General features: G+C 63.3%; 23 protein-coding genes and 1 riboswitch. Of the genes, 16 read left to right on the top strand and 7 right to left on the bottom strand.

Annotated elements, in window-relative coordinates; genetic code table 11:
- The first annotated feature begins 12 nt into the window (after positions 1–12).
- The 4 genes from tdh (at position 13) to hutI (ending at position 4,941) form a co-directional block, all read left to right on the top strand.
- A complete protein-coding gene (tdh, locus tag CQ020_RS19090) occupies positions 13–1,059 on the top strand; it encodes an L-threonine 3-dehydrogenase (protein WP_024820237.1) in 1,047 nt (348 codons plus the stop codon).
- Positions 1,060–1,120: 61 nt separating this feature from the next.
- Entirely contained in the window at positions 1,121–2,314 is a 1,194-nt protein-coding gene (locus CQ020_RS19085) for a glycine C-acetyltransferase (protein WP_105693265.1), read from the top strand.
- Between the two features lie 285 nt (positions 2,315–2,599).
- Positions 2,600–3,697 carry an FAD-binding oxidoreductase gene (locus tag CQ020_RS19080; protein WP_105693264.1) on the top strand — a complete coding sequence of 366 codons (1,098 nt, stop codon included), beginning with the start codon at positions 2,600–2,602 and terminating at the stop codon, positions 3,695–3,697.
- A gap of 11 nt (positions 3,698–3,708) precedes the next feature.
- Positions 3,709–4,941, top strand: coding sequence for an imidazolonepropionase (gene hutI / locus CQ020_RS19075; protein ID WP_105693263.1), 1,233 nt, complete (start codon positions 3,709–3,711; stop codon positions 4,939–4,941).
- Positions 4,942–5,005: 64 nt separating this feature from the next.
- On the opposite strand, the gene CQ020_RS19070 is transcribed toward hutI, so the two are convergent.
- Positions 5,006–9,403, bottom strand: a complete 4,398-nt coding sequence (locus CQ020_RS19070; RefSeq protein ID WP_105693262.1) for an endo-alpha-N-acetylgalactosaminidase family protein — start codon at positions 9,401–9,403, stop codon at positions 5,006–5,008.
- Positions 9,404–9,677: 274 nt separating this feature from the next.
- Here CQ020_RS19070 and CQ020_RS19065 point away from each other — a divergent pair, with 274 nt between their 5' ends.
- From CQ020_RS19065 to CQ020_RS19045, 5 genes are read left to right on the top strand one after another with little or no spacing between them, the layout of a single operon-like run.
- Entirely contained in the window at positions 9,678–10,595 is a 918-nt protein-coding gene (locus tag CQ020_RS19065) for an SIS domain-containing protein (protein ID WP_024820242.1), read from the top strand.
- A 10-nt stretch (positions 10,596–10,605) separates the two neighbouring features.
- The gene (locus CQ020_RS19060) at positions 10,606–11,541 is read left to right on the top strand and encodes an ROK family protein (protein ID WP_105693261.1); all 936 of its coding nucleotides are present in this window, start codon (positions 10,606–10,608) and stop codon (positions 11,539–11,541) included.
- Positions 11,538–12,506, top strand: a complete 969-nt coding sequence (locus tag CQ020_RS19055) for a 1-phosphofructokinase family hexose kinase (RefSeq protein WP_105693260.1) — start codon at positions 11,538–11,540, stop codon at positions 12,504–12,506. The genes CQ020_RS19060 and CQ020_RS19055 overlap by 4 nt, the downstream gene beginning before the upstream one ends.
- Positions 12,488–13,342 carry a class II fructose-bisphosphate aldolase gene (locus CQ020_RS19050; protein WP_105693259.1) on the top strand — a complete coding sequence of 285 codons (855 nt, stop codon included), beginning with the start codon at positions 12,488–12,490 and terminating at the stop codon, positions 13,340–13,342. The genes CQ020_RS19055 and CQ020_RS19050 overlap by 19 nt, the downstream gene beginning before the upstream one ends.
- Before the next feature lie 23 nt (positions 13,343–13,365).
- Positions 13,366–14,157, top strand: coding sequence for a DeoR/GlpR family DNA-binding transcription regulator (locus CQ020_RS19045; RefSeq protein WP_024820246.1), 792 nt, complete (start codon positions 13,366–13,368; stop codon positions 14,155–14,157).
- A gap of 55 nt (positions 14,158–14,212) precedes the next feature.
- On the opposite strand, the gene CQ020_RS19040 is transcribed toward CQ020_RS19045, so the two are convergent.
- A complete protein-coding gene (locus CQ020_RS19040; protein WP_105693275.1) occupies positions 14,213–14,893 on the bottom strand; it encodes a histidine phosphatase family protein in 681 nt (226 codons plus the stop codon).
- An 89-nt stretch (positions 14,894–14,982) separates the two neighbouring features.
- Between CQ020_RS19040 and CQ020_RS19035 the strand changes: the two genes are divergently transcribed.
- A complete protein-coding gene (locus CQ020_RS19035) occupies positions 14,983–15,756 on the top strand; it encodes a CPBP family intramembrane glutamic endopeptidase (protein WP_105693258.1) in 774 nt (257 codons plus the stop codon).
- Positions 15,757–15,865: 109 nt separating this feature from the next.
- Here CQ020_RS19035 and CQ020_RS19030 read toward each other — a convergent pair whose 3' ends face one another.
- A complete protein-coding gene (locus tag CQ020_RS19030) occupies positions 15,866–16,504 on the bottom strand; it encodes a VOC family protein (protein ID WP_024820249.1) in 639 nt (212 codons plus the stop codon).
- 201 nt (positions 16,505–16,705) lie between these two features.
- Between CQ020_RS19030 and CQ020_RS19025 the strand changes: the two genes are divergently transcribed.
- Both CQ020_RS19025 and CQ020_RS19020 read left to right on the top strand, forming a co-directional pair.
- Entirely contained in the window at positions 16,706–18,046 is a 1,341-nt protein-coding gene (locus tag CQ020_RS19025) for a bifunctional o-acetylhomoserine/o-acetylserine sulfhydrylase (protein WP_258142089.1), read from the top strand.
- Positions 18,047–18,209: 163 nt separating this feature from the next.
- Positions 18,210–18,326, top strand: a riboswitch (SAM riboswitch).
- A gap of 15 nt (positions 18,327–18,341) precedes the next feature.
- Positions 18,342–19,463 (top strand): homoserine O-acetyltransferase, encoded by a 1,122-nt coding sequence (locus CQ020_RS19020; protein ID WP_105693255.1) that lies wholly within the window; start codon positions 18,342–18,344, stop codon positions 19,461–19,463.
- A gap of 3 nt (positions 19,464–19,466) precedes the next feature.
- Here CQ020_RS19020 and CQ020_RS19015 read toward each other — a convergent pair whose 3' ends face one another.
- The 3 genes from CQ020_RS19015 to CQ020_RS19005 all read right to left on the bottom strand — a co-directional run bounded on the left by CQ020_RS19015 (position 19,467) and on the right by CQ020_RS19005 (position 22,130).
- Positions 19,467–20,036, bottom strand: a complete 570-nt coding sequence (locus CQ020_RS19015) for a hypothetical protein (RefSeq protein WP_105693254.1) — start codon at positions 20,034–20,036, stop codon at positions 19,467–19,469.
- 62 nt (positions 20,037–20,098) lie between these two features.
- Entirely contained in the window at positions 20,099–21,256 is a 1,158-nt protein-coding gene (locus CQ020_RS19010) for a winged helix DNA-binding domain-containing protein (protein WP_258142088.1), read from the bottom strand.
- 37 nt (positions 21,257–21,293) lie between these two features.
- Positions 21,294–22,130, bottom strand: coding sequence for an SGNH/GDSL hydrolase family protein (locus tag CQ020_RS19005; RefSeq protein ID WP_105693252.1), 837 nt, complete (start codon positions 22,128–22,130; stop codon positions 21,294–21,296).
- Positions 22,131–22,207: 77 nt separating this feature from the next.
- On the opposite strand from CQ020_RS19005, the gene CQ020_RS19000 reads away from it, so the two are divergent.
- Positions 22,208–22,858, top strand: coding sequence for an alpha/beta hydrolase (locus CQ020_RS19000; protein ID WP_105693251.1), 651 nt, complete (start codon positions 22,208–22,210; stop codon positions 22,856–22,858).
- Positions 22,859–22,925: 67 nt separating this feature from the next.
- On the opposite strand, the gene CQ020_RS18995 is transcribed toward CQ020_RS19000, so the two are convergent.
- Positions 22,926–23,153, bottom strand: coding sequence for an RNA-binding S4 domain-containing protein (locus tag CQ020_RS18995; protein ID WP_024820256.1), 228 nt, complete (start codon positions 23,151–23,153; stop codon positions 22,926–22,928).
- A gap of 23 nt (positions 23,154–23,176) precedes the next feature.
- On the opposite strand from CQ020_RS18995, the gene CQ020_RS18990 reads away from it, so the two are divergent.
- The 3 genes from CQ020_RS18990 to CQ020_RS18980 all read left to right on the top strand — a co-directional run bounded on the left by CQ020_RS18990 (position 23,177) and on the right by CQ020_RS18980 (position 26,686).
- Positions 23,177–24,181, top strand: coding sequence for a DMT family transporter (locus CQ020_RS18990; protein WP_105693250.1), 1,005 nt, complete (start codon positions 23,177–23,179; stop codon positions 24,179–24,181).
- Positions 24,182–24,335: 154 nt separating this feature from the next.
- The gene (locus CQ020_RS18985) at positions 24,336–25,721 is read left to right on the top strand and encodes a glycine--tRNA ligase (protein ID WP_024820258.1); all 1,386 of its coding nucleotides are present in this window, start codon (positions 24,336–24,338) and stop codon (positions 25,719–25,721) included.
- Between the two features lie 2 nt (positions 25,722–25,723).
- Positions 25,724–26,686 carry a GNAT family N-acetyltransferase gene (locus tag CQ020_RS18980; RefSeq protein WP_105693249.1) on the top strand — a complete coding sequence of 321 codons (963 nt, stop codon included), beginning with the start codon at positions 25,724–25,726 and terminating at the stop codon, positions 26,684–26,686.
- Positions 26,687–26,798: the final 112 nt, after the last annotated feature.

Here is a 26,798-nt window from a genome sequence, read left to right as displayed (position 1 = left end):
GTGAGGAATCCCATGAAGGCTCTCTACAAATCCGGACCCCACGCAGGGTTCGAACTCGTCGAACGTCCCGAGCCCGAAGCGGGCCCCGGCGATGTCAAGATCCGTGTGATGACCACCGGCATCTGCGGCACCGACCTCCACATTCAAAGCTGGGACGCCTGGGCGCAGGGCATCATCGAAACGCCACTGATCGCCGGCCACGAGTTCTATGGCGAAGTTGTGGAAATCGGCGAGGATGTCCGGGACGTCAAGGTAGGGGACAGGGTCTCCGGTGAAGGCCACGTGGTCTGCGGCATCTGCCGCAACTGCCGTGCCGGACGTCGCCAGATGTGCATCCACACCGTCTCCGTTGGAGTGCAGCGCGACGGTGCCTTTGCCGAGTACGTCGTCATCCCGGAAACCAACGTCTGGGTCCACCAGGATGAGTCCGTCACCCCCGAACTCGGTGCCATCTTCGACCCCTTCGGCAATGCAGTCCACACCGCCCTGAGCTTCCCGCTGGTCGGCGAGGACGTGCTCATCACCGGTGCCGGTCCCATCGGCCTGATGGCCATCGCCGTCGCCCGGCACGCCGGTGCACGGAAGATCGCGATCACTGACGTCTCAGCCCCGCGGCTGGAGCTGGCCCGCCAGATGGGCGTGGACCTCGCCGTGGACGTCTCCAAAATGCGCGTCCGCGAAGCACAGCAGGAACTCGGCATGCGCGAAGGTTTTGACATTGGACTGGAAATGTCGGGACACCCCACGGCCCTGCCTGAGATGATCGACAACATGAACCACGGTGGCCGCATCGCCATGCTCGGCCTGCCCAGCCAGTCAATCGACATCGACTGGGGCAAGGTGGTCACCCACATGCTCACCCTCAAGGGCATCTACGGGCGCGAAATGTTCGAGACCTGGTATGCCATGAGCGCCATGCTGTCCTCCAACCCCGTGCTCCACCGCAACATCTCCGCAGTGGTCACGGACAAGCTGTCCGCAAAGGACTGGGAAAAGGGCTTCGAGATCGCCCGCAACGGCACCGGTGGCAAAGTGGTCCTCGACTGGACCGAACTGTAACTGGACCGAACTGTAACGCGACCCGCGGCACCCGGACCCCAACAAGACTTTAGGAGCACCCATGTATTCAGCCATCAAAGACCAGCTGCAGGGCGAACTGGACGAGATCCGCAGCGCCGGCCTTTTCAAGACCGAACGCCACATCGATTCCCCGCAGGCAAGCCACATCGCAGCGGGCCAGCTCGGCCAGCCGGCCAACAAGGTCCTGAACTTCTGCGCCAATAATTACCTGGGCCTGGCCGACCACCCGGACATCATCGCCGCCGCCAAGTCCGCCATGGACGAGCGCGGCTTCGGTATGGCTTCCGTACGCTTCATCTGCGGCACCCAGGACCTCCACCTGGAACTCGAGACCCGTGTCTCCGCGTTCCTGGGTACTGAGGACACCATCCTCTTCTCCAGCTGCTTCGACGCCAACGGCGGCGTGTTCGAATCCTTGTTCGGCCCCGAAGACGCCATCATCTCCGATTCCCTGAACCACGCATCCATCATCGATGGCATCCGTCTGAGCAAGGCCAAGCGCTTCCGCTACGCCAACCAGGACATGGCAGACCTTGAGGCCAAGCTGGTGGAGGCTGAGGGTTCCCGCCGGAAGATCATTGTCACGGATGGTGTCTTCTCCATGGACGGCTTCCTCGCGCCGCTCGAAGCTATCTGCGACCTCGCCGAAAAGCACGACGCCCTGGTCATGGTGGACGACTCCCACGCTGTTGGGTTCATGGGCTCCACCGGAGCCGGCACCCCTGAACATGCAGGTGTGTCGGAGCGCGTGGACATCTACACCGGCACGTTTGGCAAGGCCTTGGGCGGCGCCTCGGGTGGCTACGTTTCCGGCCGTGGCGAGATCGTGGCCATGCTTCGCCAGAAGGCGCGCCCGTACCTGTTCTCCAACTCCCTCGCCCCGGCCATTGTGGCGGCTACCATCAAGGCGATCGAGCTCGTGCAGGAATCCGGCGAACTCCGCACGCGCCTCTTCGAGAACGCTGCCCTGTTCCGCCGCCGCATGAGCGAGGAAGGCTTCGAGCTCCTCGACGGCGAACACGCCATCATCCCCGTGATGTTCGGCGACGCTGTGGTCGCTGCCAAGGTGGCTGACGAGATGCTCAAGAACGGCGTCTTCGTCACGGCCTTCAGTTTCCCCGTGGTGCCGAAGGGTGTGGCGCGGATCCGCGTTCAGCTCTCCGCTGCGCACAGCGCGGACGACGTCGAAGCCTGCGTTCAGGCGTTCGTCAAGAGTCGCGCCGCAGTCGCCTAAGCAGCGCTCTGTCACCTCCCGCGTGCTTGAGCGGGTCGCTCTCTCACGTCCCGCGTGCTTGACGCGAACGCTCTGTCACCTCCCGCGTGCTTGAGCGGGTCGCTCTCTCACTTTCGCGACGAAAGTGAGAGAGCGTTCTGCGTTAAGGGCCGGGACGTGAGTGAGCGTTCTGAGTTAGGGGCTGGGAGGTGAGTGAGCGTTCGGGGTTAAGGGCTGGGACGTGAGTGAGGGATGGCCTGAAGGGCTTGGGATGTGAGAGAGCATCCGGTCTGACAGGATGGAGCCATGGCTTCGAATTATGACGTGGTAATCGTTGGCGGCGGCATCGGGGGACTGTCCTTGGCGGCAGCCCTGGCAGGCAAGTGCACTGTCGCCTTGGTTGAGGCAGAGCAGTCCCTGGCGTTCCACACTTCCTCACGTTCGGCCCGGCAACTGATCCCCAGCTATGGTCCGGCGGTAGTTCAGGACCTGACTGTTCGGACGCTGGAGATGCTGGCGGAAAGGGATGCCCAAGCAGCGGAGCCGATCCTGACGCCCCGCGGTTTCATGCTGGTGGGTGACGAGGAGACCGTGCGCGCCGAGGCCAGCGGCAACATGCACTCCATCACTCACGACGAAGCGATGCAGCTCTGCCCGGCCCTCAACCCTGATTCCTTCACTGCCGCTGGTCTGGACAACGGGTCCTTCGGCTGCAACGCCCCGTTGTTGTTGGAGGAACACCGGCAGACTGCAGAAGCCGCAGGGGTGGACATCATCACCGGAGCCAAAGTGCACTCCGCGCAGCGGCTGGGGAGTGGTTGGCAGTTGGGCGCGGGCACTGAGGGTTTCCAGTCCGGCGTCGTGGTTAATGCGGCTGGTGCCTGGGCAGATGAGCTGGCCGTCATCAGCGGAGTGGAGAAGCTGGGGCTTCAGCCGTACCGGCGGACCGCCGCGATCGTGAACGTGGAGAATCCGTTGACGCCCGAAACGCCCATGGTGTGTGCAGCCGACGACTCGTTTTATTTCCGCGCCGAGGGCAACCAGGTCCTGATCTCCCCGTCGGAAACCGTGCCCAGCGGCGCAGAGGATGCCAAGCCCTACCCGGGGGACGTGGAGGCATTGATCAACAAACTCAACGCCGTAACATCGTTGGGCATCCGCTCCGTGGACCGGGCGTGGACCGGCCTGCGGACCGAAGCCGCGGACGGAATCCCGGTGGTGGGTTTCGACGCCGAAGCACCCGGCTTCTTCTGGCTGGCAGGACAAGGTGGCTATGGTTTCCAGACGTCGTCAGCCATCGCGGAGCTGGCAGCCGCGCTGATCCTTGGCGAAGTAAGTGACGACAGTCCGGTATCCCGGACAGCGGAGCAGCTCGCGGCCGTCCGTTGGTCCATCCGGCGCTGAACAATAGGGTCATGAGCGGAAACACGAATGGGCGCAGCACACTCATTACCAACATCGGCGAACTGATGACGCAGGACCTGGAGCACCGGGTCCTCAAGGACGCGGCAATCGTGTTCGAAGGCGAGCGCATCGCGTGGATTGGGTCCAGTGCAGATGCCCCGTCCGCGGATGAGGTGCTCGACGCCGAGGGTCGTGCAGTGCTGCCCGGTTGGGTGGATTCGCACTCGCACCTTGTTTTTGCCGGTGACCGCACGGCGGAGTTTGAGGCCCGCATGGCCGGTGAGAGCTACAGCGCCGGTGGGATCGCCGTGACCACAGGTGCCACCCGCAGCGTCAGCGACGACGAACTCACCCGTCTGGTGCGGGACCGCGTGGCAGAGGCGGTCTCGCAGGGAACCACCTACTTGGAGAGCAAGACCGGCTACGGGCTGGACGTGGAGAACGAGGCCCGGAGTGCCCGGATTGCCGCGGCGGAGGTGGACGAGGTCACCTACCTTGGCGCGCACTTGGTCCCGAAAGGCTCTGATCCCGAGGAGTACACGGACTTGGTCTGCGGCCCCATGCTGGATGCTGTCCTGCCGTTTGTCCGCTGGGCAGATGTGTTCTGCGAGCGGGGCGCTTTCACTGAGGACCAGTCCCGCCGTGTCCTCACCGCTGCCCGCGACGCCGGACTTGGCTTGCGCGTGCACGGCAACCAGCTTGGAGAAGGGCCGGGCGTGGCCTTGGCAGTGGAGTTTGCGGCCGCGAGCGTGGACCACGTCAACTACCTTTCGGACAAGGACGTCGCAGCGCTCGCGGAAACGTGGGCTGGCTGGGATCCTGCAACGGGGGCCGGCACTAAAGGCACCGTGGCAACCTGCCTTCCGGCCTGCGACCTGTCCACCCGCCAGCCCCTGGCGCCTGGCCGTGAACTGATCGATGCCGGCGTGCAGATCGCGCTGGCCGCCAACTGCAACCCCGGTACTTCCTACACCAGCTCCATGGCGTTCTGCGTCACCACGGCTGTCCTCCAGATGCACTTGAGCGTCCATGAGGCCGTCCGCGCGGCGACGTACGGCGGCGCCTTGGCGTTGGGCAGGGAGTCGGGGAACGACGTCGACGGCGAACGGGCGGTGGGTTCGCTCGCGGTGGGGCATCGCGCGGACCTGCACATGCTGAAGGCGCCATCGGCCACGCACCTTGCCTACCGGCCCGGGATCCCGCTGACGCATTCGGTGTGGCGGGCGGGCGTGCGGGCTGTCTGACACAACAAAACAGGGGCGGTGTTCCGGTAGGAACACCGCCCCTGTTTAGTGGGGATGAAGGGGATTACGCGCAGCTGAACTTCGCGTCGGCCCAATCACCCCAGTCGTCGCCGGCGTCGTCACCGTTCTTGTCGGCGATCAGCTCGACGTTCCGGACACCTGTGATGTCCACGTTGAGGGGTAGTGCTGCGGAGTCGGCGCTGAGGACGGGTGTGCGGAGGAGTTCGCGGCCATCGCCCTTGACGATGAACACCACCGATCCGTGCAGGCCTTTGTTCAGCTTGGCGTCGTCCACTCCCACCGAGGCGGTGAAGGCGTTGCATTTGGCCTCGGTGGCGATGCTGATCTTTGAGTCGGCGTGGACGCCGATCCCTTTCGGATAGACGACGCCGTCAAGCCGCAAAGCGGGCCCGTCGCCGGCGTTCTGCTCACCGTTGGCCCGGTCCCGTTCGGCCGGTCCCCAGCCGTTGGTGCTGCCGATCCAGGGGAGGTCGGAGGCGAACACCGTGCCTGTCAGCACAGGTGCCGGCGGTTCCTGGGAGGTGGAGGAGCAGGTGAACTTGGCGTCGGCCCAGTCCGCATGGTCGTTGCCATTGGAGTCGCCGGCGTCGTTGGCTACCAGCTCCACGTACTGGGCTCCGGTGACGTCCACGGTCAGCGGCAGGGGAGCGCTGGTGGCGCCCAAGACCGGGGTGGTGACCTTGGTGTTGCCGTCGGCTACCACGGAGAATTTCACGCTTCCCCGCGTTGGCTGGGCGTCATCGATGCCCACTGTGGCGGTGAAGGCAGTGCAGTAGCCTCCGAGGTAATAGCGGACGTTACTGTTGGCGTGGGCTCCCAGGCCTTTGGCGTGGACCGTGCCGTTCAGCGTGAGCGGTGTGCCGTCGCCAGCTCCTGTTCCGCCATTGGACTGGTCCTTTTCCACCGGGCCCCAGCCGTTGCTTGCGCTGACCCATGGGTGGTCGCTGGCGAAGACTGTGGACTGCGGCGGCTTGGGCAGTGTCCGCACAGTGGTGGTGGTGTTGATGGTGCGGCTACCCGCGGGATCGGCGCCTGAAGCAGCGACGGTGTAGCTGGCCTTGGCTGTGATGGGGTAGTCGCCGTCAGCTGACGCCGGCGCCGTGATCTTCCACGTGGTGGTGAGGGATCCTCCGGCCGGAAGTGTTGCTGCCGTGGCCGGCGTGGACGGGGTGGCTGTCCACCCCTCGGGCAGTGCAAGGGTGACGGCGAGGTCGCTGATGGCTGCCGGTTCGTCGGACACGAACGTGGTGACGAAGTCCTGCGCTTTGCCCTGCTGAACCACGTCGCCCTGGAGTGCAGCCGAGAGTTGCGCGCAGGCCGGGACCGCTTCGGAGGCGCCGAGATCTTCCACCAGGAAGTTGTCCAAGGTGAAGTCCGAACCGTTCGAGCTTCCCGTGCGCTGCAATCCCACGAAGTAGTCCCCGCAGAAGCCGGTATCGAGGATCTGCTCGAACCGCGTGGTGGACGTCTTGGCGTCGATGGGCTGGCTGGCCGTCACCGCGGGGCCTGCCTGCGAGTCATAACCGGACACCCAGGAGTACTGTCCGGCTTTGGAGTTCTGGTAGTCGAAGGACACCTTGTACTTGCGGCCTGCCTGGAACGGCACGGTTGCCTCGGTGGTGCGGTACACCATGCCGGGTCCGCCATTGGGGGCGAGGTTTTCGTCGTGGGCGATCAACGACCATGTGCCGTCCAGCACTTCGTCGATCACGTTGGTGTCCCAGCCCTTTTGTGTGAAGGGTTCGTGGCGTTCGGTGATGTGGGTGCGCGGATCCGTGGATCCACCGGCGTCGCCCTTCACGAACGGTCCCCAGCCTTGGTCCACGTTTTCGAAGTCCTCGCTGAGCACACCGGTGGTGGCGACCCGGGCGGTCTTCACCGCCCGGAAGTCATCCACGCGTACTGTGGCATCGCCGTCGGCCGCTTTCACGGAAACTGTCGCCTTGGTGTTGTTCCGCGGCACGTCCACCAGGACGCGGAGGCGCTGGAAGGTTGTGCCGTGCTTCTCGTCGCCAGCTACGAAGTTTTCCGCGTTGGACGAATCGACGGTGACGCTTTCGGTCTTGCCGTTGATGTCTACTGAGAGCGTGGTGGGCCGGGTCTTTCCGGGCTGGATTTCCACCCAGGCGCTGACGGATTGGGTTCCGGCGTCCAGCTTCACTTCCTGGCTGATCGACGACGGCGTTGCCACCATCTCGGCGTAGCGGCGGCCTTTGTCGTCACGGACCTGGGTGACGGTGCCCGTCGGGGTCCACGGGGAGAGGTCTGTTCCGTTGAAGCCGGGATCGTTGAAGGCTGTGCCTTCGCCGAAGTCGGCCTTCTTGGGCAGATCGGCCTTGTTGTTCTTCGGGGCCAGGACGTAGGGCTGCTTGGCGTCGGCGGTGACGGTGACCTGCCCGTTGACTACGGGGATGTCGGTGACTTTCACTCGTCCGTTGTCCGTCAGCTTGAACATTTCGAGGGAGCCGGACTTGGCGAACTCCTTGGTGAGGGTCCAGGTGCTGGGGCCGCCGGCAGGGTTGTAGTGGTAGAGCTTGTCGGCTTTGCCGTTCTCCTTGGAGGACCAGGGGAGCAGGTACGTGCCACCCTGCAGCACGGAAGCCCCGGCCACGGTGATGTTGCGTTCCTCGGCGGTGTTTCCGGTGACAGCTACGTCGTCGGCCAAATCGATGCGGTCAGCCGTCCATTTGGTGATCTGGTGATGCTGCAGGAACTTGGCGGGCACGTTGGCCGTCCACACGTTCTCGCTGAAGGCATTGAAGTCGTTCTGTCCGGTCCAGCCTTCGAATTCCACAATGTGGCTCACGCCGAGCTTGGGGTCGGGGTTCCAGACGTCCGACTGGGTGTTGTTGATGAAGCGCAGAATCTGGGAGTTGATGCCCTTATTGGTGGATCCACCGTACTTTTCGTCGTTGGCCCAGTGGGACCAGGTGTTGTTCCGGGAGAGGTGGTCAGCCCATTCGGAGCCCACCCGGAACCCGTTCTTGACGAGTTCCTGCTGCAGCCGCTCGGCCAGCCAGCCGAATTCGTAGTAGACGTCCACGTACACGAAGTCCAGGTTCTTGTCCGTGGCTTCGCGTAGTTCCTTGATGCGCTGGGCGAGCTTGCCGGAATTGATGTCCTCTCGCTGGTTCATGTAATAGGACTGGTCCAACCAGTTCCAGCCCAGGCCCTTGTCAGCGCGCAGCAGGTCTTCGCTGAAGGACTTGGCTTCAGGGTAGATCTCCGTGGCGTTGATGTGGACACCGAAGCTGGCGTTCCAGTCCTTGCCTTCCTTGACCAGTTTGTTAAGGTCCTCCAGGCCACCTGCCCGGCTGTTGAAGTTATTGCCGTAGTCCGTGTTGGCGGAGTCGTGGCCCTCACTGGTGTAGCCCTTAAGCATGGCAACCTGGCCCAGTCCGTCCGTTGCCAGGGAAATGCGTTTGACGTCGTCCAGGGTACGGAGGAACGGGTGGGTTGCCTGCGAGGCGAAGTTGAAGGGGATGTGCGTGATCACGTTGTCAGGTGTCTGATCGCCCTTGTTGGCGCTGACCTGGATGGACCTCATGGCGATTGCCGCGTCCTGCCAGTCCACGCCGCCGTCGGCATTGGCGTCGGAGGTGATGGCCACACGTGTCCAGGGGAGTTCTTCGGTGGTAGTGGAGCCCTCGGCGCGGTAGAGCCACTGGCCGCTGGCCACGCCCATGGACACCCCGCCTGCGCCGTCGCTGACGGCTTGGCGCCAAAAGCGGCCCCGGTCCTTCGAGCCAGGCCCAGAGGATGTGTCGTACAGAGCATTGGATTCGACGGCGGCACCCAAGGTTGCAGTATTTGCCAGCGCGTAGGCGGAGCTCTTGGCAGCGGCATCCAACGGAGTCGAAGGTGTGATCAGTGTGAACTCGTCTCCGGTGACGCTCCGGTCCACTGAGAGGTTGGCGGTGGACACCTGGGCGCCCGGCTGCGTGGAGCCCACGGTTACCAGGTTCAGCCGGGGGAGCTGCAGCGTCTTCACCTGGTGGTCGGCGGAATCCCTGATCTCCGTGACGTTGAAAGAGACCACGGTCTTCTTCACTGACAGCCGGGCCTTGATCACCGTGTTGCCGAATTCAGGGAGAGTCAGGACGTAGTCCCTTGCGTCCTTTCCGGAGGCGGTGGAGGTCCCTGTGACCGTGTATTCCACACCGTTGATGGTGATGGTGTTGAGTCGGGCGGTGGTGCCGTCGAGGCGGGCTTTGCTTGCAGGGTCGGTGTAACCGAGGACCTGGGGGAAGGTGGTGGAGATGTCCACCGTGAGCTGGCCGGAGGTGATGGCAGTGGCGTCGGCGGTGCTGACGATATCTGTGGGGTGGGTGGACGGGGCTGCGGTGGCCGGCGGTAGTGCCAGCAGTCCCAACGAGGATGAGGCGACGACGCAGGCCAAACTCAATGAAGCCAACCGTCTGGGGGATGACAAGCCGGGCATTATGCTCCTTCTTGATTATTCCGAGTTAGTAACAGTCATGTTCTTGCGGACTCGTCTAAGACTGGTGCATTGGACAGAAGTTGACAAGAGTTAACAGTCAGTTAACTTAAATGCACATCCGGGAACACCTTTTCCGCGATTGGAGGATCAATCACAAGGCGTGCAGTTAATGCGCGGTCTTCCTGGTGGATGATCCTTGTGAGATCGAAAATGATCGTTTAGTGTTTCTATAGATCAGAAAACGTCATTAAGCTGAGCGGGAGCGGAACACACGATGAGCGAGAACACACTGGGCGCCTTCATGGAGGAAGAGCTGGTTTCCCAGCCCGAGGTATGGCAGAAGGCTGTGGACCAGGCGGCCGCCGAGCAGTTGCTTCCCGCAGACGGAACGCGCATCGCCGTCATCGGCTGCGGCACCTCCTGGTTCATGGCGCAAAGCTACGCCGCTGCCCGCGAATCCGCCGGTAAAGGGGTCACGGATGCGTTCGCCGCTTCCGAGGCCTTTCTGAACAGCAACAGTGCCGATCGCCAGTACGACGCCGTTGTGGCCATCACCCGCTCAGGCACCACCACTGAGGTACTTGAGATCCTGGCTGAGTTGAAGGGCATCGTCCCCACCGTTGCCATCATTGGCGACACCACGTCCCCGATCATCGACCTGGCAGACGCCGTGATTGGACTGCAGTACGCCGATGAGCGTTCAGTGGTTCAGACCCGGTTCGCCACCACAGCTTTGGTCTACCTGCTCAGCAGCCTCGGAATCGATGTGCAGCAGGCCATCAAGGACGCCCGCGACGCCGTCAGCGCCCCGGTTTCCCAGGAGCTGTTGGACGCAGAACAGTTCACCTTCCTTGGCACTGGCTGGACAGTTGGCCTTGCTCACGAGGCAGGCCTGAAAATGCGCGAGGCAGTACAGGGCTGGACTGAGTCCTACCCCGCCATGGAATACCGCCACGGCCCCATCTCCATCGCCGCCCCCGGCCGCGTTACCTGGTTGTTCGGTGACCAGCCTGAAGGCTTGGACAACGACATGGCCATCACTGGCGCCCTGTACATCCACACAGACAAGCACCCCTTGGCCGAACTGGCACGCGTCCACAAGGTCACGCTGGAGCGCGCACGCGTTCGTGGACTGAATCCGGACCTGCCCCGCAACCTGACGCGCTCCGTTATTCTCGACGCCTCCGCCTAGGCAACCGGTCATGGTTCTCGGAGCCGCGGAATCAGCGGTCCTTTCCTTCGACGTCGGCGGGACAGACATCAAGGCTGGTTTGGTGGACGCCTGCGGAACCGTGCTGGGCATGCGCCGCGTCCCCACGCCCTTGGCCGCGGTCCGCCCGGGCGAAGCGGTCCTGGACAGGCTTGCTGAGCTTGCTGCCGAGCTGGCTTCCGAGTTCCCGGACTCGCCCGCCCGGGCTGCCGGCATCATCGTGCCAGGGATCGTGGATTCAGTAGCTGGCGTGGGTATCTACTCCGCCAATCTCGGGTGGCGTAACTTCCCCTTCACCGCGCAAGCCGAGAAACGGCTGGGCGTCCCGGTTGCCTTCGACCACGATGTCCGTTCCGCCGCAGCCGTGGAACACAGCTTTGGCGGATCCAAAGAGTTCAACGATGTTGTGGTGATGGTGGTGGGTACCGGCATAGCTGCTGCAGTGTTCTCCGGCGGCAAGGCCGTCACCGCCGGTGGTTTCGCCGGCGAACTCGGCCACGCCCAGGTTCCGGATCCCGATGCCGGACCCGGCGCCACAGCCTCCACCATTTTAGAAGCAGTGGGCTCGGCCGGTGCCATTGCCAAGCGGTACCACCGTGCCTCGGGCACCAGCGTGAACGGTGCCCGCGACGTCCTGCTCAAGGCCAAAGCCGGCGACGCGCTCGCGGCCCGAATCTGGAGTGAAGCCGTTGATGCTCTTGCGTTCACCATCTGTCAGTGCGTCAACATCATCGGAACCGAAGCAGTGGTGATCGGCGGAGGCCTGGCCGAAGCAGGCGAGGAACTGCTGGAGCCGCTGCGTCAACGGGTTGACGGGATTCTGGACTTCCAACGCAAACCCCAACTCATCCGTGCCCAGCTGGGACAGGACGCCGGCTTGCTCGGCGCGGCCCTGAACGCACGGGCTCTTCTGGGAGGAACACGATGAAGCGAGCCAACGTGAACCGCATCATCACCGTCACGCCCAATCCGGCAATCGACATGACCTACAGCGTTCACGGGATCACCGAAGGCTCCAGCCACCGTGTGCCCACACCCTTGAGCCGTGCCGGCGGCAAGGGCATCAACGTAGCCCGGGTCATCCACCAACTCGGCTATCCCGTCCTCGCCATCGCCCCCACGGGCGGCGCGGCAGGACAGACGCTCGCTGCTGAACTCTGGACCAGCGGTGTGCCACACACCCTGGTAGGCGTCGCTGCTGAGACCCGCCGCAGCATCGCGCTGGTAGATACTGTCGCGGGGGAAACATCCATCTTCAACGAGGAAGGCCAAGCCCTCCTGCCGGACGATTGGCGCTCGCTCCGGATCGCCGTTGTTGAGGCCGTGAGCGGAAACCGGAATCTGCAGGCGTCCGTCCTGGTCGGTTCGGGAAGCCTGCCGCCGGGCGCTCCCGCGGACTTCTACCCGGAACTGGTCCGGCTGGCCCACGACGCCGGAATCCCGGCCATCATCGACACCTCCGGTCCCGGAATCATCGCAGCAGCAAAAGCCGGGGCCGACATCCTGAAGCCGAACCATCACGAGCTTGCGGAGGCCACGGGGGAGTCCAGCCTTGAAGCTGCGGCCCTCTCTTTGATCGAGATGGGTGCCCGCACCGTTCTTGTCAGCGCCGGCGCTGACGGAATGCTCGCCTTCGACCACGCCGCCCCTGGCGGCTACTGGAGCGCCAGCTTGCCTGAGTCGCTCAGCGGCAACCCCACAGGAGCGGGCGACGCCGGTGTGGCAGCCGCCGCCGTCGCTCTCGCCGAAGGCATCACCGAGCCCCGTGAGATTCTTCGCCGGGCCACCGCCTGGTCCGCCGCGGCTGTGCTCATGCCCGCCGCAGGGGAGATCTCGCCCCGGTTCCAGGAACTTCAAGAGCAATTGATCGTGACATGGAAGGAGATCCGGTGACCCTGGTCAACACACGCGAACTCATGGACAAGGCCGCTGCCGCGGGCATAGGCCAAGGCGCGTTCAACATCATCCACATCGAAACGGCCGAAGGCCTGGTGGCAGGGGCGGAAGCAGCAGGTGTTCCGCTGATTCTGCAGATTTCCGAGAACTGCGCCAAGTACCACGGCGGACTCGAACCAATCGCGTCGGCAGCCCTGGCAATCGCCCGCTCAGCTGCCGTCCCCGTTGCGCTCCACCTGGACCACGCAGAATCCGAAGACCTCGCACTGGCCGCCGTGGACCTCGGGTTCGGTTCGGTCATGTACGACGGCGCGCATCTACCGTACGAATGGAACGTGGAAGTCACCCAGCGCGTCGCCACTTACGCCCACGAGCGCGGTGTTTACGTGGAGGCCGAGCTCGGAAAAGTGGGTGGCAAGGACGGAGCCCACGCTCCCGGTGTCAGAACAGACCCTGCTGAGGCCCACGCCTTCGTCGAGGCAACAGGCGTGGACGCGCTTGCCGTAGCGGTTGGCTCGTCCCATGCCATGACCGAACGCAGCGCGGCCCTGGACCTGCATCTCATTACCAGGCTGAAGACCGCAGTGGGAAAACCACTGGTCCTCCACGGCTCATCCGGTGTGTCAGATGACATGCTCATAGGCGCTATCCGCGCGGGTATGACTAAGATCAACGTATCCACACATTTGAACGGGTTCTTTACCCGCGCCGTCCGTGAGTACCTCGATGCCAACCCTGCAGTGGTGGATTCCCGGAAGTACATCAAGGCCGGCCGGGATGCCCTTGTGCTGGAGTCCGCACGTATGCTGACGCTGTTCGCCAAAGCGAACTAGCTGGAACCCGCGAAAGGCTCGTCATGACCCGCACCGATCGGCTGACCGCCATACTCGACCTCCTGGCCGAGTCGGGCCACGTGGAGGTCGAGGACATCGTGACCCGCCTCGGCGTGTCACCTGCCACGGCCCGCAGGGATCTTGACAGCCTGGCCAAGCAGCGGTTGCTGAGCCGCACGCGCGGAGGCGCCACCACTGGTTCAGTGGCCTACGACCTCCCCGGCCGCTACAACAGGGACGACCACGCCGTGGCCAAGCAGGAAATCGCCCTGGCAGCGTCTGCGCTGATCCGTCCCGGTGCTGTGATCGGGCTCAGCGGTGGAACAACCAACACCGCGTTGGCTCAGTTGCTGTCCACCCGCGAGGACCTCAACGCGCCGTCCCACACGCCCACGCTGACTGTGGTCACCAATGCCATCAACATCGCCTCCCAGTTGGCGGTGCGGCCGAACATCAAGATCATGGTCACCGGCGGGATCCTGAATCCGCGCTCCTACGAGCTGGTGGGTCCCTACACGGACGTCATCATGCAGAAAGTTGCCTTGGACATTGCGTTCATAGGCGTCAACGGCGTGGATCCCGATCTTGGCCCCACCATCACCGATGAAGGCGAAGCGATGGTCAACACCGTGATGGCACGCCGGGCCACGGAGTCCTACGTTGTAGCCGACTCCTCCAAGGTGGGCCGCCGTTCCTTCGCTGCCATGGCAGGTTACGATTTCAGGCACCTCATCACGGACTCCGGCATCAGCGCCGAGGACAAGGCGGCTTTCGAGGCCAAGGGCACCGAAGTTATCGTCGCGCCCGCCAGCTAAGGGTTGGCCGGCTGAGGTTTGCCGGCTGGAAAGCTTGCCCGCCGAGGTTGGCCGGCTAGAACCGCATCCTCGGTGCGTGAAGCACCGAATCGTCCACATCCCTGGGCACCCACTGGCTGAATGGTAAGTCCAGACTGTACTGCTCGCCGTCGTTCCTGATCAGTGTCCGCAGTTCGGCGTTATCCGGGTTGTTGAGGGACTCGAAGTACTCCACAGTCCAGTGGAACCAGCGCATGCAGAACAGGCGCATGGTCAGTCCGTGGGTCACCAGCAGCGTATTCGGTGCATAGCTGGTCTTCTGCCAGTGCCGGTAGAGCGTTTCCATGAAGGAAGACACCCGGTCATACACGTCCGAGCCGGACTCGCCTTCACGGAACCGATAGAAGAAGTGTCCATAGAGGTTGCGCAGCTCCTTCTGGTCCTCAATCTCCCCGGCGATCTGGAAGTTGGCCCAGTCCTGTTCGCGAAGCCTGGGTTCCTCAATCACCCGCTCGATCAGGGAACCGAGGTTCATGGCTTCAAGGGTCTGGTAGGCGCGCAGGTAAGGGGAGACGTAAACGCAGACCTGCTCTCCTTCGAGCTTGCGTCGCAGGTTCTCCCCGGCAATTCTCGCCTGCTCCACGCCAAGGTCCGTCAGCGGGATCCGGTAGTCCGGTACGCGGTTGTAGATGGAGGTGTCGGCATTCGCGGCAGACTGTCCATGCCGGATCATGAAGATTCTCTCAGGGGCGCCCATCCCACCAAGCATAGGGTGGCTGCCACGCGTGGTCCGCCAAGGTGCGCAGTTCCCGGCAAAGTGGCAGGTAGTAAGGGCAAGATAGGTACATGTTCCTTGCTTCCCGCAGACGGCTGCGAGCCGAAGTACTTATTGTGCTGGGTTTGTCCCTGGGTCAGTCGGCCGTCTACTCCGTAGTGCAGCTGCTGGACAAGATGTCGCGGGCACCGTTGGCCGATGCTACGTCAACGCTGAACAGGTCCCAAAGCACCCGCGAATACTTTGACCTCACGTACCAGCTTCTGGACATTGTGTTCGCTCTGGTGCCTGTGGCCTTGGTGTTCTACTTCCTGACCACCCACGTATCCGGTGCCAAAGAGGACGGCGGTGGCTCGGCGTTCGCCCGGCTGGGCTTCAACTTTGCCCGGCCCGGCAAGGACCTTCTTCAAGGGCTTGGCCTGGCCGCCGCGATTGGCATCCCCTCGCTGGGCCTGTACGCCGCGGGGCGGGCCTTGGGAGTCACCACGGCGATTGTGCCCAGTGGCCTGGACGCTTACTGGTGGACTGTGCCGGTGCTGACCCTCTCGGCCATGCGCCACGCAATCGTGGAAGAAGTGATCGTGGTGGGCTACCTCATGGACCGCTTCGGCAAGTTCGGCTGGAGCATGCCGGCAGCCATTGTGGTCAGTGCCCTGCTGCGGGGGAGCTACCACCTGTACCAAGGCTTCGGCCCGTTCATAGGGAATGTGGTCATGGGCCTGGTGTTCGCGTGGATCTACACCAAGACCAAGCGGGTGATGCCCCTGGTGATTGCCCACGCGGTGCTGGACATCGTGGCCTTCGTAGGATTCAGCCTGTTCGGCAAGGCAATAGGCCTCGGCTAGCGGCCCGTTAAAAAGTATTCGGCCGCCATCGGTGGGTGACGTCATTGGCACCCGCTGATGGCGGCCGAAGTTTGGCCCGGACATGGATGGCCGGGGTTGAACGGAGTCCTTAGATGGTGACGGCTCCGGAGGCGGTTTCGAAGGTAACTGCCATGATGCCCGGAGTTCCGTGCGGGGCCATCCACTGGACAGCTACATCCTCGAGCGGCTTTTCCACCGGCTCACCCAACCACTCGGTAACGCGTTCTGCCGAGCCCGCAATGGTGAGGCTGGACATCTTCACGTCGCTCTCGTAGATCCTGGACGGGTGCAGTGAGGGGTCGCCCTCCCACTTGAGCAGGTAAGGCACCTGGGGATCGGCGATCAAGCCGAGGATGCCAATCTGCTGCCACACCAGTTCGCGGCCATCGGGGAACTTGCGGTTGCCCGGAACAGCTGCGCGGCCAAGGCGGTCCTCGAAAGGGGCGAGGTCATCAACGGCGACGCACCAGCCCATCCAACCGCCACCAGCAGCCGAGCGTGCACGGACGGCTTGGCCAAAGGGTGCTTTGTCAGAAGCGGGGTGGTCCAGGACCTCCACCACTTCCAGGTACTTGTTATCCGCAAGGGGAATGATCATGTTCCGGGTGCCGAAGCGCGGGTGCACTCCGCCCCGGACAGCGTCCACTCCCAATGCCGCGGAAATTCGTTCGGTAGTGGCCAAAAGGCCATCTCGTTCACAGGCGTAAGAGACGTGATCCATGCGCATGGCTTCATCTTGGCACTTTGTGATCGGGGTCTCAGCTAAGTCAAGCCTAACTAAGGTGGGATGTGTATAACTTTCGCTATGAGCGTCATGGAAGGACGCGAGGAGACCCGTTGATTCCACCGGCGTCATAAAGCTGTCTTAGCATCCGGACAGTTCCTAGACTGGCCCCAGCTCAGCTGCACCACATTGCCTGCCAAACCCATGCGCCACGAACAGGAGAACTCCATGTCCCAAGGATGGTCTTTCGAAACCCGCCAAATCCATGCAGGTCAGGAGCCTGACTCCGCCACCGGAGCGCGCTCGCTGCCGATCTACCAGACCACGTCCTTCGTGTTCCCCAGCGCCGAGAGCGCTGCCAACCGTTTTGCCCTGGCAGAGCTGGCGCCCATCTACACGCGCATCGGCAACCCGACGCAGGACGCCGTGGAGCAGCGGGTCGCAAGCCTTGAAGGCGGATTGGGCGCTCTCCTGCTCAGCTCCGGACAGGCAGCCGAGACGTTTGCCATCCTGAACATCGCCGAAGCCGGCGATCACCTTGTGGCCAGCCCCAGCCTCTACGGCGGCACCTACAACCTCCTGGCACACACCCTGAAGAAGTTCGGCATCTCCGTCACTTTCGTGGAAGACCCGGACAACCTGGATCAGTGGCGTGACGCAGTCCAGCCGAACACCAAGTTGTTCTTCGGCGAGGTTGTCTCCAACCCGCGCCAGGACGTCCTGGACATCGAGGGCATTGCACGAGTGGCGCACGAGGCCGGTGTGCCGCTCATTGTGGACAACACCCTGTCCACTCCATACCTCATCCGTCCCATCGAGTGGGGCGCGGATATTGTGGTCCACTCTGCAACCAAGTATCTGGGCGGCCATGGCTCCGCGATCGCCGGCGTGATTGTGGATTCCGGCAACTTCGACTTCGGCAAAGACCCCGAGCGTTTCCCGGGCTTCAATACTCCGGACCCCAGCTACAACGGACTGGTTTACGCCCGGGATCTGGGCAAGGACGGTGCGCTGGGGGCCAACCTCTCCTACATCCTCAAGGCCCGTGTCCAGTTGCTCCGCGACCTCGGCTCGGCCGTGTCGCCGTTCAACGCCTTCCTCATTGCCCAGGGACTGGAGACATTGAGCCTGCGCGTGGAACGCCACGTTGCCAACGCCACCAAGGTGGCCGAATGGTTGGAAGGCCACGACGACGTCGAATCGGTGGCCTACGCGGGCCTGCCGTCCAGCCCCTGGTATGACCGTGGCCGGAAGTACGGACCCAAAGGCACAGGGGCAATCGTTGCCTTCAACATCAAGGGCGGCGTGGAAGCGGGCAAGCGTTTTGTGGACGGGCTCGAACTGCACTCGCACGTTGCCAACATCGGTGACGTCCGCTCGCTGGTCATCCACCCGGCGTCGACGACGCACAGCCAGCTGACGGCGGAGCAGCAACTTGTTGCCGGCGTCAACCCGGGCCTGGTGCGCCTGTCCGTGGGCATCGAGCACGTGGATGACATCATCGCGGACCTGGAAGCCGGATTCCGGGCGGCCAAGGGCGCCTGACACCTCGCTCTCAAAGCACTGACCAGGCTGCCGCCCGCGCCGACGATTATTCGCCGGGCGGCAGTTCCGGGTGCTTGTTCCTGAACGAAGAGACCCCAAACCGTCACACTGTTGTCACATTCTTCGCCATAACCCCCCTAGGTTTCCTAGACTCGACGTATTAGGTCATGAGTGCCAGCACACAGCCCCGGCTTGCTGGCCGGCAACCCTCCTCCGCGGTGGGGTGCCCCGGGTGAAGACCTGGCCTGTTCGCACGCAAGGCGACGGGCAAGCGCGAGGTTAAGGTGTCAAAGGAATGACCATTACTGCTACAGCCCTTCCAAAATCCGGCGAAGAAGACGGAACCATCAAGTACGCCGGCATCGGCCCGCTGGAACTTGAAGCCGGCGGATTCCTGCCCGACGTCGTACTCGCTTACGAGACCTGGGGGCAGCTGAACGCCGATGCCTCCAACGCGGTGCTCATCCAGCACGCACTCACTGGCAGTACGCATGTAGCCCGCGGAGCTACGGACGAGGAAGGATGGTGGGAGCAACTCGTTGGTCCGGGTGCCACCATCGATACCAACAAGTTCTTCGTCATCTCCATCAACATTGTGGGCGGCTGTTACGGCAGCACCGGTCCATCATCGGAAGCGCCGGACGGACGCCCGTGGGGTTCGCGTTTCCCGCTGGTTACCCTGCGCGACAGCACAGAGGCCGAGTCGCGTCTCGCCGACGCCCTGGGAATCGATGCCTGGCACGCCGTCTTGGGCGGATCCATGGGCGGTGCACGTGCCCTCGAGTGGGCTGTGACCTTCCCCGGCAGGGTCAAACGCTGCGCCGTCATTTCGGTGGGCGCCTACAGCACGGCCGAGCAAATTGCCTTTGCCCAAGCCCAAACCCTGGCCATCAGGCAGGACCCAAACTTCAACAACGGCGACTACTACGGAGATGCCGCGCCCGAGCATGGCCTGGCTTTGGCCCGGCGCATCGCCCACATCACGTACCGCTCAGCGTTGGAGCTGGACCTCCGCTTCGGCCGGCAAGCCCAGCACCAAGAGACTCCGCTGGCCGCCGCAGTGTTGGGCGGGCGCGGCCGATACCAAGTGGAAAGCTACCTGGACCATCAAGGAAGCAAACTGGTCCGCCGCTTTGACGCCAACAGCTACATCGCCATCACCGAGGCACTGATGTCCCACGACGTCACCAGGGGCCGCGGCTCGTTGGAAACGGCGCTATCAGGTGCCACAGCGGAGTTCTTCGTGGCGGCCGTGGACAGCGACAGGCTCTACTTCCCGGCCCAGTCACGGGAACTTGCTGCCGCGCTCCCCGGCGAAGTGCCCGTTCACGTCATTGAGGCACCGATTGGCCATGATGGCTTCCTCACCGAAATCGGCCAGCTCTCGGAGCAGCTCCGTGAAGCATTCTTTGCCTAAGCTTCAGCCGTTCATGATGTCGCCGCGCTGCCGCATGTAATCCTCCATGGCGATCTCGCCATTGCTGAACTTCGCGTCCAACTCTGCCAGCTTGCGCGCCCGGTATCCCTGCGGCTCAGAACCGCCCGCTGCGGGAAACGTGCTGGGGGATGACGGGCTCGACGGCGGCCCGGACTGCGGTGCGTCATCTACAGGGCGGATGACGGCACGCTCCGACGGGTAGCCCGGGTAACCCTGACCCGAGTAACCCTGACCAGGGTAACCCTGACCAGGGTAACCCTGACCAGGGTAACCCTGACCAGGGTAACCCTGGCCTGGGTTGCCCTGGCCGGGGTACCCCTGCGACGGAAAATTCTGCGAGGGGTAATTTTGCGACGGGTAACCCTGTCCCGTGTGATCCTGCCCCCGGTAGTCCTGCTGTGGGTAGCCTGGGCCGGGCAGATTCTGCTGCGGGTACTCGGGGGCGCGGAAATCTCCGTGTTGGATCCGGCGCGCCCTGGAGCGGTTGTACATGCGGATTCCGAGCGGAATCAGCCACGAGCAGACGATGATCCAGAAGATCAGATTGTTCACAGTGCAGGCCTCCTAGGTCTCACCCCAGCTTAGTCCTGTGCCCTTGAACCAGTCCTGCCACTTCATACCAGCGTGACCTCCATGCCCAGGAACCGGCCGTAACGATCCACCTCGGCCTGCAGGGCGGCCTGCTCCTGCACAGTTGCCGGCCGGTTCATTCGCACGTCCAGTTCGCAAGCCCCGCCGGAGAATCCGTGACGCCACCATCCGGCCAACCTGCCATCCAGCAGGACCACGTGCAGGGGTCCGTTGTCCTCCGGGAGGTAGGGCGCCGTTCCACCCAGGAAGTGCCGGGACTGTGAGTAGCCCATCACGTACTCGTCGTAGCACTGAATAAGGTCAATGCGGGGGAGCGCAGGGTCCTCAGTCATCGAGGGGCCGTCTCCGCTGGCGAGGGTGTCTACTTCCTCCGCAGCCAGGTAATACTCAAGCCCATCAAGCTGAAGGGCGCCCAAGCTGCCGGGAGAGACGTCATGGGAAATCTGGATTCCACGCTTCACGTCCTTCATGGTCAACCCGGAGCAGGCCGCACAATCTTTGACCGTTGCGGGGCCGCGGCTGCTGAAGTATCGGAGCGCCAATTGCCCGAGTGCCTGTTCGCGGTCCTCGGGGGTTGGCGGCGTAAGAAACGAGCCGGGAACGCGTTCCTCGAACAGGGCGTAGGTCTGTTTCAGGGCACCGCCTGCGGATCGGATGGGCGATCCACTGACCAGGACGCGGCTGATTTCGGCATGCATGAGGTGGTAGATGAAGCCCAGGCCTTTGCTCGGGAAACCTGCCTGTCCCAGGATCTGGGCCAATTCCTCGCGTGTCTTGTGCGCACCGTCCGCCACAGCCGCTGCCAGGATTTGGCCACTCCTGGCAGCAGCGTCCTCATCGATTCCTGTTTGGCGATACATGCCTTTGTTGCCCTGGTGGAGGCGATCTGCGGACAGTCCCATCAACCAGCCGAGGTCGTCCCGGTGCACAAAGTGCCAGGTGGGGCGCAGGATGTGTGTCCGCAGAATGGTTCCGTCAGCCACGGCCTGCTCAACATCTGAGGCCGTGACCATGGATGCAGGGCTGGGGGAGCTTCTTTGCGAGAGCGTCCACCGCGCATAGGGGAACTCTTGTGACTGGACGGCCAGGAGGTTGCGGACCACCTCCCCTGGACTTCCGGCGTAGGGAGCCCGCAACTGTTGGCGCCGTAGCCTCGTCCGCCGGATAGTCTCCGCAGGCACAGGACTAGTCTCCGCAGGTGCAGGACCGGGCGTCACGTCAGCGGCGCGGCAGCAGAGTGCCGGTAGAGCCGAAGACGGGACCCGGCGTCGGACGCTTTGGTGTGATGCCATCGCCCGATGACTGATGCCGAAGCCGCCGGATCACCCACGGGACAAAGTACTCGCGGGCCCAGACGAGGTCGGACGACCTCGCCTCACGCCAGGTGCGTGGCGGCAGGGACTTAGGCATCAGGGGTTCAAGGGTGTGCTGGATGTTCAACGCTTCCAGCACCATCATGGCGATGGTGTGGTGGCCAAGCGGCGAGAAATGCAAGCGGTCCACATCCCACATCTGTGTGTCCGCCAACTGCCGCAAGGACCACATATCCGCAATGATGGCGTCGTGACGCGCGGCTACCGTCCGGAGGTTCTCGTTGTAAATGGCAACCTTGCCGCGGATGCGCCCCAAGACTGATGACGCCGTGTCCGGGCCGTTGAAAAGCACCACGGTAGCGCCGCCGGAACTTAACTCCGCAACGGCAGCGTCAAGTTTTTCGGCCAGCAGATCGGGATCGCCGCCAGGGCGGATGAGGTCATTACCGCCGGCCGAAATGGACACCAGGTCCGGCTGCAGTTCCAAGCAGGGGCCCACTTGTTCATCGATGATCTGCTGCAGCAGCCTGCCACGGATGGCAAGGTTGGCGTACGCGAAGTCCTCCTGGCCGCGGCCCAACTCTTCGGCAACCCGATCCGCCCAACCACGGTTACCGCCGGGGTTCCTGGGCTCCGGGTCGCCGATGCCCTCGGTGAAGGAGTCACCCAAAGCCACGTAGCGGGTCCATGGGTGCTTTTGAACGGGCTCGCCCGGCTTCAGTAAAGGATTGTTCTCACTCACATTTCATATCCTGCACCGTGACGTCGACCCTACGCCACCGTAAGTTGTTACTTGTGGGTAACTGCAAGAATGGATCCATGACTGAAGCACCCGCATTTCCAGCCCCCGTTGTCCTGTGGTCCCACGATGAAGCCGAGCGCGCAGGCAAGCCCCTCCTGGTCCTTCTGCACGGCTACGGCTCCAACGAGGACGATCTCTTCAGCTTGGCCGGGTTGCTTCCCGAAGGCTTTGTAGTGGCTGCCCTTCGCGCGCCGATGCCCATGGGTCCGGGCTTCACCTGGTTCCCCCTGACAGCGTCCATCGAATACTCGCTGGAAGCCGTGAAGCAAGCGGCCGAGTACGCCCTTGGATGGCTGGACACGGTCAAAGCGAACCACTCGTCGGTGACGTTGTTGGGCTTCTCCATGGGCATGGCCATGGCCACCACCCTGCTCCGCTACCGTCCCGCGGACTTCGCCGCCGTCGTCGGGCTTTCCGGCTTTGTGATCGACGCCGGCGCTGACGCCGCCTTCCGGGACAACGAACTGGACGGATCGTTGCCCATGTTCTGGGGCCGTGATCAGCAGGATCCCGTCATCACCCAGGACAAGATCGAATACACCATGGGTTGGGTGCGCAAGCACGTTGACCTCACCAAAGTGCTCTACACGGGGATGTGGCACGGCATCAACCAGCAGGAGATCGGACACGTGGGCGAATTCCTCACCCACAAAGTCCTCACTGATTGAGTTTTTGTACAGATAACGCCCCCAAGAGCCGTTCTGGAGGGCGTTATCTGTACAAAATCTGTGTGCGTCAGGCGGCGATGATCCGGACCGTCTGACCGTTGACCGTGACGGTATCTCCGACGTGGAGCTGGCGTCCGCGGCGGTCGTCAATTTCGTTGTTGACTTTAACCAAGCCGTTCTTGATGAGCTCCGTGGCTTCAACGCCGTCCTCCACCAGGTTGGCGAGCTTCAACAGCTGGCCCAGGCGGATCATGTCGTCGCGGATGGGGATCTCTTCAATTTCGGGGTTGCTCATACAGCAATGATGCCTGAAGTAGTGTGGTGACGGTGCCGCAGCCTTCTCCCCGTCCCGCCCTCCCGCTGGTCATTGGCCTCCCTATTGCCATAGCGACAGGCCTGGTCATCCCGCTTCAAGCAAGGATCAACGGGGCCCTCGGCGCGAAACTGGACGACGGCATCGCCGCCTCAGTGGTGAGCTTCACCACAGGGCTCCTGCTCATCAGTGCCATTTCTCTTGCCACGCCCAGGGGCAGGGCCGGCCTGCAGCGGATCATTCCTGCTGTCCGGAACCGCAGTTTTCCCCGCTTCTATGTCATGGCTGGTGCCATCGGCGCGTTGTTCGTCTTTGCCCAATCGTTCACGGTGGCACTGCTGGGTGTTGCGTTGTTCACGGTCGCTGCCGTCACCGGACAAACGCTCAGTGGCTTGCTGGTGGACCGCATGGGAATAGGCCCTGGAGGTAAGCGGCCCATCACGGGCGTCCGGATCCTGGGCAGCGTCCTGACCGTGGCCGCCGTCGCCTGGGCAGTTTCACCGCGGTTCGGCGGCGACGCCGACATCGCCTCGCTCGTTTTACCCATCCTCCTGCCGTTGGCGGCCGGTTTCTTCATGAGCTTCCAGCAGGCAATGAACGGAACCGCCACAGTGCACTATGGGACGCCCATCGCGGCCACGCTGGTGAACTTCATTGCCGGGTCAGCTATTTTGTGGATCGCCTGGATCATCAAGCTGGCCGTGGCGGGGCCGGGAAATCCGCTGCCCGCTGAGTGGTGGTACTACCTCGGTGGACCCATGGGCTGCCTCTTCATTGGACTGGCGGCACTGCTGGTCCGCAGCCTTGGCGTCCTGATCACGGGTTTGGGAATGATCGCCGGGCAGTTGGTGGGCTCGTTGGTGCTCGACGTCGTGATCCCCAGTCCCGGCGCGGTGGTCGCCTTGCCCACGGTGCTGGGTACGGTACTGACACTCGCCGCGATCATCGTGGCCACCTTGCCCTGGCCCAGGGGAGCTTTCGCACGAAGAGTCTCCTCCAAAGGCCGGTAGGGTAGGAGGCGCAGTACTTTCACGTATCTTCGGGTATTTTCGAGTACTTACAACAAACTTTCCCCCAGCACCCCGCCGGACAACCTCGTCCGGATTCCGGGGCAAACCACCGCGGACCGCACCCAGCGGCCCTGTAGAACAAATGGAGTTACCCATGGCAGCAAAATCCGTCCTTGACCAGGTCATTTCCCTCTCCAAGCGGAGGGGCTTTGTCTTTCAGGCCGGTGAAATCTATGGTGGCTCCCGTTCGGCGTGGGATTACGGTCCCCTCGGTGCTGAGCTAAAGGAAAACATCAAGCGCCAGTGGTGGCAGAGCATGGTTCGCGGCCGCGAGGACGTTGTAGGCCTGGACTCTTCGGTCATCCTTCCCCGCCAGGTATGGGAAGCCTCCGGTCACGTGGACGTCTTCTCCGACCCCCTGGTTGAATGCCTTTCCTGTCACAAGCGCTACCGCGCCGACCACCTCGAAGAAGAGTACGAGGAAAAGAAGGGCCGCCCGGCAGAAAACGGCCTGGCGGACATCGCCTGTGCAAACTGCGGCACCCGCGGCCAGTGGACCGAGCCCCAGGAATTCTCCGGCTTGCTCAAGACGTTCCTCGGCCCGGTGGCCAGCGACGAAGGCATGCACTATCTGCGTCCGGAAACTGCCCAGGGCATTTTTGTGAACTTCAACAATGTCCTCACCACCTCCCGGAAGAAGCCGCCGTTCGGCATTGGCCAGATCGGCAAGTCGTTCCGTAACGAAATCACGCCGGGCAACTTCATCTTCCGTACCCGCGAATTCGAGCAGATGGAAATGGAATTCTTCGTCGAGCCCGGCACGGACGAAGACTGGCACCAGTACTGGATGAAGGAGCGCATGTCCTGGTACACGGGCCTGGGCATCCGTGAAGACAACCTCCGATTCTTCGAGCACCCGCTGGAGAAGCTGAGCCACTACTCCAAGGGCACCACGGACATCGAATACCGCTTCGGTTTCCAGGGCTCCGAGTGGGGCGAGCTTGAGGGCATCGCCAACCGCACGGACTTCGATCTCTCCACCCATGCCAAGGCCTCCGGCACGGACCTGAGCTACTTCAACCAGGCCACCAACGAGCGCTATACCCCGTTCGTGATCGAGCCCGCCGCCGGCCTGACCCGCTCCTTCATGGCCTTCCTGATCGACGCATACACCGAGGACGAGGCACCCAATGCCAAGGGCGGCGTCGATGTCCGCACCGTGCTGAAACTGGATCCGCGCCTGGCCCCGGTCAAGGCTGCCGTCCTCCCGCTGAGCCGCAACGAGGACCTGTCCCCGAAGGCAAAGGCGCTGGGCGCCCAGCTGCGCAAGAACTGGAACATCGACTTCGACGACGCCGGTGCAATCGGCCGCCGCTACCGTCGCCAGGACGAAATCGGTACCCCGTTCTGCATCACCGTGGACTTCGACACTCTGGAAGACCAGGCCGTCACCATTCGTGAGCGCGACACCATGAGCCAGGAACGCGTGTCCCTGGACAAGGTTGAGGGCTACCTGGCAGCACACCTGATCGGCGCCTAGTCGTGGCTGTGGATTACCGCGAATGGAAGGAGGGCGACGACCTCGCCCTCCTGGAAATCTGGGGCGGCCCGGAGACCCTGCCCGCGGAGCAGTTCCGTGCAGCTCTGGCGCCTTCCAGCAACCAACCCTGGCGTCGGTGCATCGTTGCTGAAGACGTGGTGGACGGTGTGCGGATTCCCGTCGCTGCCGCCGTTGTCCATGAGGCTTCGCTGCACCCGGAGCGGCTCTGGGCGTACGTCGAGGTTGCCAAAGACCACCGCCGTGAAGGCGTGGGTGCCACCCTGCTGACCATGCTGCGCCGTGAAGCCGGGAACTCGCCGTCGGGCGTTTCCAAGCTGCGCAGCAAGGTGGAGCCGGATACCGCGGGTGCGGCCTTTGCTGCTGCCGCGGGACTGGCCCCCATTCAGCGCTCGCAGCTGGTAGTGGTGGCTCCGGAGCCTTTGTCCTTGCCGCGCTTCGGCGACGGTTCTGAGGAAGCCGCTTCAGAGCGTGTGGAGGACCTGGCAACGGGTTCGGTGGAACTGAGCGATGTGGTGGGCAAGTACTACGCTCACGTCCACCACTGGGACAGTCCCGGGGAACTGAGCATTGCCACAGTGCAGCGCCTGTTCCTGCATGACCTGGCTGGTGCGCACGGGGCAATTGTGCTGCGTGCGCCAAAGGCGAGTGCTTTCGGCCAAGGCGTACCTGCCAGCCGCAAAGGCAAGATCCAGGCGTTCGCCATCAGCTATGCCCAGGGCAACTCCGACGAGCCTTCGGACGTCTTCCTCGGACACGACCCCGAGTTGTCCGCCGAGGAAGCAGCGGCCGCGGTCCGGGACCTGCTGGCACTCATTGCCTACCAACACCCGGTCCTGCTGGAAGTTGACGAGTCCATGACGGCGCTTCGCGCGGTACTTGATCCGCTGTTGGAATCCGGGAAGGCCCATGTTCGCGGCGCGGATACGTTGATTGTGAGCGACTGACCACTGTTTGTGCACGTCAGGATCCCGCGCTGCCCGCTCACCACGGGCGGCGCGGGATTCTTCGTTTTGCCTGGGTGTGTCCCGGTGGCTCCAGGGAAGGTGAGTGTCGTCA

The organism is Arthrobacter sp. MYb23, from assembly GCF_002979775.1.
In the GTDB taxonomy this organism is placed as follows: domain Bacteria; phylum Actinomycetota; class Actinomycetes; order Actinomycetales; family Micrococcaceae; genus Arthrobacter.
The sequence above is the reverse complement of the archived record's forward strand: the minus strand, read 5'-3'. Positions and strand labels throughout refer to the sequence as shown.